This window comes from Clostridium sp. Ade.TY, from assembly GCF_000498355.1.
Classification (GTDB): Bacteria; Bacillota; Clostridia; order Clostridiales; family Clostridiaceae; genus Clostridium.
On sequence record NZ_AVSV01000055.1, the window covers coordinates 1 to 7,419 of the forward strand.

6 protein-coding genes are annotated in these 7,419 nt (G+C 25.7%); 4 read left to right on the plus strand and 2 right to left on the minus strand.

The window, feature by feature from the left end; all coding sequences use genetic code 11:
• Window positions 1-54: 54 nt before the first annotated feature.
• Window positions 55-933 carry a UTP--glucose-1-phosphate uridylyltransferase GalU gene (gene galU / locus O212_RS0115615; RefSeq protein WP_024615985.1) on the minus strand — a complete coding sequence of 293 codons (879 nt, stop codon included), beginning with the start codon at window positions 931-933 and terminating at the stop codon, window positions 55-57.
• 349 nt (window positions 934-1,282) lie between these two features.
• Between galU and brnQ the strand changes: the two genes are divergently transcribed.
• From brnQ to O212_RS16330, 4 genes are all read left to right on the plus strand, one after another.
• Window positions 1,283-2,587 carry a branched-chain amino acid transport system II carrier protein gene (gene brnQ / locus O212_RS0115620; protein ID WP_024615986.1) on the plus strand — a complete coding sequence of 435 codons (1,305 nt, stop codon included), beginning with the start codon at window positions 1,283-1,285 and terminating at the stop codon, window positions 2,585-2,587.
• A 265-nt stretch (window positions 2,588-2,852) separates the two neighbouring features.
• Entirely contained in the window at window positions 2,853-3,683 is an 831-nt protein-coding gene (locus O212_RS0115625) for a Cof-type HAD-IIB family hydrolase (protein ID WP_024615987.1), read from the plus strand.
• Between the two features lie 279 nt (window positions 3,684-3,962).
• Entirely contained in the window at window positions 3,963-4,901 is a 939-nt protein-coding gene (locus tag O212_RS0115630) for an LCP family protein (protein WP_024615988.1), read from the plus strand.
• Window positions 4,902-5,138: 237 nt separating this feature from the next.
• Complete coding sequence (locus O212_RS16330) at window positions 5,139-5,711, plus strand: sigma-70 family RNA polymerase sigma factor (RefSeq protein WP_024615989.1); 573 nt, start codon at window positions 5,139-5,141, stop codon at window positions 5,709-5,711.
• Window positions 5,712-5,775: 64 nt separating this feature from the next.
• Here the strand turns inward: O212_RS16330 and O212_RS0115640 are convergent.
• Window positions 5,776-7,419: SpaA isopeptide-forming pilin-related protein (locus tag O212_RS0115640; RefSeq protein ID WP_024615990.1), on the minus strand; the 1,644-nt coding region annotated here is incomplete at its 5' end.

Sequence of the window (7,419 nt, forward strand, 5' to 3'; positions counted from 1 at the left end):
TTATTTTTATTGCTCCTTTTAATTATCTAATTTAACTTTTAAAATACCTTTAATCTACTTAAGAATTTTTTCCCAAGACTTATTTTCCAAATACTCTAAAAGCTGAGGTCTTAATTCATCTTTTTTAAGTCCAAATTCTATTGTAGCTTGTAAAAATCCAAATTTATCTCCAACATCATATCTTCTACCTTCAAAATCATAAGCATACATAGCTTCTTTAGAAATTAAAGTTTTTAATGCATCTGTAAGTTGGATTTCTCCACCTTTTCCTGGTGATGTATTTTCTAATATTTCAAATATTTGTGGAGTTATTATATATCTACCAAGAATAGCTACATTAGTTGGTGCCTCTTCTTTCTTTGGCTTTTCAACTAAATCTTTTACTTTATATACTCTATCTTCAATATGAAGTCCATTAACTATACCATATTTTGATACATCTTCTTCTGGAACAGTTTGAACACCTAATATTGAAGTTTTATATTCATCAAAGCAATCCATAAGTTGTTTTAAACATGGCTTTTCACTATCTACAACATCATCCCCTAATAATACTGCAAAGGGTTCATTTCCAACGAATGTTTTTGCACAGTGAATAGCATGACCTAATCCTTTAGGTTCTTTTTGTCTTATATAATGTATATCAACCATATCTGATATATCTCTTACAAGTTCTAAAAGTTCATTTTTTCCTGACTTTTCAAGTTCCATCTCAAGTTCTACTGATTTATCAAAATGATCTTCTATACATTTTTTATTTCTACCTGTTATTATTAATATTTCTTCAATTCCTGATGCAATTGCTTCTTCTATAATATATTGTATAGTTGGTTTATCAACTATAGGTAACATTTCTTTTGGCTGAGCTTTTGTAGCTGGTAAAAATCTAGTACCAAGACCAGCAGCTGGTATTATAGCTTTTTTTACTCTCATAATTATCCTCCCCGATAAATTGACACTTATTAAGTACATTTTTTATTTCTTTAAATATTGCTTTTTAAAATTTACTAAAAATACGAATTTATTATATCATACTCCTTAGTTATTTTTCTATATATCCATTTGTTAATATTAAACGTTTTTTATTATCAATATATCAAAAATTTATCTATTATAAAATCTATATGGTAGCATTTCCAAAGTTTATTTGTTGAAATTTATAAATTTTAATGCTAATATAATTCATATATTAAATTTGGAAATAAACAATGTTTTGATAAATACATATTTTTGTGTAATTAGTACATAAAACAAAAGATATTATAAAAGGAAGGTTTTAATTATGAATAAACGAACAAAAGATTTTTTAATAGTAGGCTTTGCACTATTTGCTATGTTCTTTGGTGCTGGTAATTTAATATTCCCACCATTTCTTGGTAAATTAGTAGGAAGTGAATATATATTTGCAATAATAGGTTTTAGTTTAACTGGAGTTGGACTACCTCTACTAGCTATAATAGCATGTATAAAAGGTGATGGTACTTTTGAAACAATGGCTTCAAAAATAAGTCCTAAGTTTGCTTTAATTTTTGCAACACTTCTTTTTATAGCAATTGGACCAATGCTTGCAATTCCAAGAACTGCAGCAACAACTTTTGAATTAACTGTACATCCATTCTTCCCTAGTATTCCAGCTATAGTTTGGATGATTATATACTTTGCTTTAAACTTATTTTTTATATTTAGAAAATCAAGTATTATTGATTTAATAGGTAAATTTTTAACACCTGCATTGCTTATTATATTAGCTATAATAATTTTTAAAGGAATACTTTCTCCTATTGATGCTGTTCAAAATACTGGAGCTACATCAGTCCTTTCAAGCTCATTCCTTGAAGGATATCAAACAATGGATGCACTTGCAGCATTACTTTTTGCAGCAATCGTATCTGGAAATATAATAGCAAAAGGTTATAAACAAAAAGATTTAGTTCCTATGACTATTAAAGCAGGAATAGTGGCTGCTGTTGGACTAGCTTTCGTGTATGGTGGTTTAACATTTATAGGAGCTCAAACTGCTGCTGTTGCACCAGCTGATGCAACAAAAACAACATTACTTTTATTTATTTCTAAAAATATATTAGGAAATGTCGGTCCAGTAATTATAGGAATCGCAATGGGACTAGCATGTCTTACAACTTCAATAGGTTTAATATCTGCTGGAGCATCATTCTTTACAGAAATATCAAAAGGTAAATTACCTTATAAAGTTAATGCATTAGTTATTTCTGTAATTAGTATTATAATTGGATCACTTGGTGTTGATAATATAATAAAAATATCTGGACCAATACTTAATGTATTATATCCAGTAGCAATAACTCTTATTGCAACAACTTTATTAGACAAGTTCTTAACTAATGTAAATGCTGTTAGACTTGGTGTTTATACATCATTAGTATTTGGATTAATCGGTATAATCCCTGGAGTAAATTTAAACTTTATTCCTCTTGGGGCACAAGGTTTTCCATGGCTTATACCAACTATAGCAGCTATAATTTTAGGTCATATAATATTTAGAACTAAATCTAATATTTGTAATGAAGATAATAATTTAAATAATGTAAATGAAATAGAAGCTTCTTAAATTTAAGAAGCTTCTTTTCTTTTATATTAAATTTAAAGCCACTAAATATTTTATAAAATTAAATCTTAATCTATTATATAAATATATTTTTTATAAATACACAACATAACTTAAATAATATTTATCTTATTTTATTACTTTTTATGTAATTTAATCGTTTTATATAGTTAACTTTACATTATTTTTTAATAATGATAAAATTTTGAATGTATAAGTTTATAACACTCTTAACTTATACAAAATTTAAGTAAAGGATGTTTTTTATATGTCTATAAAGTTAATTTGCATTGATATGGATGGAACTCTTTTAGATAATAATCATAATGTATCAAATGAAAATAAAGAAGCCTTAATGGAAGCAAAGGAAAAAGGGGTTATAATTGCTATAACTACAGGTAGATTATTTACATCTGCTAAATATTATTCTGATTTAATCGGTATAGATGCTCCTATAATTTCATCTAATGGTGCATATATAAGAGAAAAGAATTCATCAGATGTTATATATGAAAATGCTCTATCACTTGATGAATCTTTAGAAATATATAATATATCAAAAAAATATAGTTCAAATGGATATTTTAATACACATGATACAGCAATATCTTCTACTGATTTTAGAGAAGATCATGCATATAAAGTTACAAATAAAAATATTCCAGAAGAAGATAGAATTAAATTTATCGTATCTAATGATTTAAAAGATATTTTAAGAGAACTTGAAGGTGATGTATTAAAATTTATAGCTATTGATACTGATGGAAGTAATAATGATGAACTAATAAAAGCTAAAAACGAATTTTTAAATTTAAATAAATATGAAGTCGTAAGCTCTGGCTTACATAACTTTGAAGTAATGAAAAAAGGAACTTCAAAAGGAAATGCAGTTAAACATTTAGCAAAAATATTAAATATAAATAGAGATGAAATTATGTGTATTGGTGATAGTGAGAATGATCTTTCTATGATAAAATATGCTGGTACTGGTGTTTGTATGGGTAATGGACTTGATTTACTTAAAAAAGAGGCTCAGTATATTACTGATACAAATATAAATTCTGGCGTAGCTAAAGCAATTAGAAAATTTGTTCTTTAGTTTATTGATTATAAATTCGAAATTAATATAATTCTATTAAACAAGTAGACTTTTAACTCTACTTGTTTTATTTTTTCCTTTATTTAAAATTATTTTATAAAGCAAATTTTATTACAATATTCTACTTATTAATATCCTTAATAAATACTATATAATAAAGTTTTCCTACTTCAATTTATAATTTATACAAATTACTCCTTTAAATACTTTTATTTACATAAAATACTTGAAATGTTATACTATTTTTATGTGGGATAAAATTTAATTAAGGAGATTAGTATGGGAAAACTAAAGAACTTAGCAACTTGGAAAAAAACACTACTATTTATTTTAACTATAATAATTTTATTTATAGGCGGTAGTTTTTTTTACATTAATAACTTACTAAACAAGGTAACTAAAGTTGATATTAAAAAAGAAAACCTTTCAGTAAATGAAGAAGTTTCAAAAAAGCTTGATGAAAATAATGAAATAAGAAATATAGCTCTTTTTGGAATAGATTCACCTGAGGGAAAAAATGGTCGTTCTGACTCAATTATGATACTTACTATTGATGAAAAAAATGATGAACTTAAACTTTCATCAATAATGAGAGATTCTTATGTAAATATACCTGGACATGGCAAAGATAAAATAACTCATGCATATGCTTTTGGTGGTCCAGAACTTGCAATAAGTACATTAAATAAGAACTTTAATTTAAATATTGAAGATTTTATAACTGTTAACTTATCAACACTTCCAAAAATAATAGATTCAATTGGTGGAATAAATTTAGAAATTACAAATGGAGATTTAAAATACTTAAATAATTATATAGATGGAAATTCTTCAAATATAAAAACACCAGGAAATCATCATTTGGATGGTGTACAAGCTACAGCTTATGCAAGAATTAGATATGATGGTGGAGATCAAGGAAGAACTCAAAGACATAGAAATATTATAAACGGTATATTTGAAAAAATGCTTTCAATATCTCCTACAAAATATCCATCTATATTAAATGATACTCTTCCACTTGTTCAAACTAATATATCTTCTAGTGAATTTATACCTATTGGAACTGATATTTTATCATTAGGAACAAGTGATATTTTAGAATATAGAGTTCCTTGCGATAAGCATTCAAAAGGTATTAACTTAAATAATATTTATTATATGAATTTTAATATTGAAGATGAAATCAAAGAACTTCATAATTTTATATATAAATAAATTAATTTAAACTAATATATTACTAAAAATTTATACTAAATTATAAAGCTTAGATGCTTATATTTATAGCAATCTAAGCAACTTTTTTAAATTTTATACGAACATACGTTCCTATTTTTTTATTGTTTTTTATTATTTCTGCATATATATAAGCGTATAAATTAAAATTCAAATATTCAAGTAATTAAAATAATAATGTTAAATTTAAATTTTATAAACAAAAAGGGGGCGCTTGAAATGAGAGACATAACTTTAATTATACTTGCTAAAAATAACGATAAAAATTCCAAACAAATATTAATAGAAAAATATTTGCCTTTAGTAAAAAAACAAATAAAAAGGTATACTTTTATAGATAATTACGAATATGATGACCTTATTCAATATGGTATTCTATCAATATTAAAAGCTATAAATACATTTGATATCGAAAAGAAAAATCCATTTACTTCTTATGTTAAATTAGCTATAATAAATAACTTTGCTTATCTTTGCAGAAAAAATAATATAGAAAGATATGCTTCAAGCTTAAATATAGAAACAGAAGATGGTTTAGAAATAATAGACTTAATTAAAGATAATAAATCAACTGAAGATATTTTTATAAATAATTATAATGATGAACGTATTTGTAATGCAAGAAAATTTCTATCTGATGACGAAGGACAACTTTTTGATTTTTTAATGTATAGTGATGTTAGATGTCCCTTAAAAAGATATTCTGAAAAATTCAATATTGATTACTCTAAATGTATATATCAAAAGAAAAAACTATGTATTAAATTAAAACAGTTGCTATCAAATATATAACCTATAAATGAGTTTATTTCAAATAAAAAAACACACAACTAAAATGTTGTGTGTTTTTTATTTGTTAATTTTTCTTTCTTCTTGCAAATAATATAATTAATCCTATAATAATTATTGCTAATCCTAAATATGCATATTTTGCTTCATATCCAGTCTTAGGAAGAAGTTCTTTTTTATTTGAATCATTATTATTATTCACTTTTTCATTATTATTTTTATCTACTTTATTTATTACTACTATAGGGTCATCTTCAGCTGTAACTATTTCAGGATCAATAACTCCACCTAACTTAACTTCAAATGGTAATTTTTCATCACTCATCTCATATCCCTTTGGTGCTGTTATTTCCTTGAAATAATAGTTTCCTGGTCTTAATTTTATTTTTGCTACTGCCTTACCATCTTTTTCAGTAGTTACTTTTTCTATTAAATTATCCTTTGAATCATAAAGACCATATACTGCTCCCTGAAGTGATTTACCAGTTTTACTATCTTTCTTAAATAAAACTGCTTCTCCCTTTTTAATATCATTTTTCACTAATAATAATATAGGCTTTTCAGTCTTTCCTAAAGTTATATTAAATTCATGTTTTGAATTATCTAAATTGTATCCTACAGGAGCTTTTGTTTCTACGAAATAATAGTTTCCTGGTCTTAAGTTTTCTACATTTATATTACCTTCTTTATTAGTAACATAACTATCAACCTTAGTTTCCTTTTCGCCATTTACTTCATATAATTCAAATGTTGCCCCTTCAAGCTTTTCACTTGTTTCACTATCAACCTTAGTAAGTTCTACTGAACCTTTTTGAATATTATCTTTTACTGTTACTAAAACTTGTTTCTCTGCTTCTCCAAGTACAATTTTAAATTCATGTTTTGAATTATCTAAATTATATCCTTCTGGAGCTTTTGTTTCTACGAAGTAATAGTTTCCTGGTCTTAAGTTTTCTACTTTTATATTACCATTTTTATCAGTAACATAACTATCAACCTTAGTTTCCTTTTCACCATTTACTTCATATAATTCAAATGTTGCCCCTTCAAGCTTTTCACTTGTTTCACTATCAACCTTAGTAAGATTTACAGAACCTAAAATAACATCATCACTTGCTGTTATTACTGGAACTTTATTTGTTTCTCCAAGTATTATTTCAAATGGATATTTTGTATTATTTAAGTTATATCCAACTGGTGCTGTTATCTCTTGGAAGTAATACTTTCCTGGTCTTAAGTCTGTCTTTGTACTTACTTCTCCAGTACTTCCTGTTGTTACTTTTTCTATTAACTTATTACTTGAGTCATAAACTCCATAAACAGCTCCTTGAAGTTTTCCTCCAGTTTTACTATCTACTTTTATAAGTTTTGCTGATCCAAGTATTACTGAATCTTTTGCAATTACTTCATTCTTATCTGCTACTCCACCTAATTTAATTTCAAGTGGTAATTTTTCATCGCTTATATTGTATCCCTTTGGTGCTGTTATTTCTTTAAAATAGTAATTTCCTGGTCTTAATTTTGTGCTTGCTATTGCTTGTCCGTTTTCATCAGTTGTAACTTTTTCTATTAAGTTACCTTTTGAGTCATATAGACCATATACTGCACCTTGAAGTGGCTCACCAGTTTCGCTATCTTTTTTAACTAATACTGCTTCACCCTTTTTAATATTATCTTTTACCGTTACTGAAGCTTGTTTTTCTGCTTCACC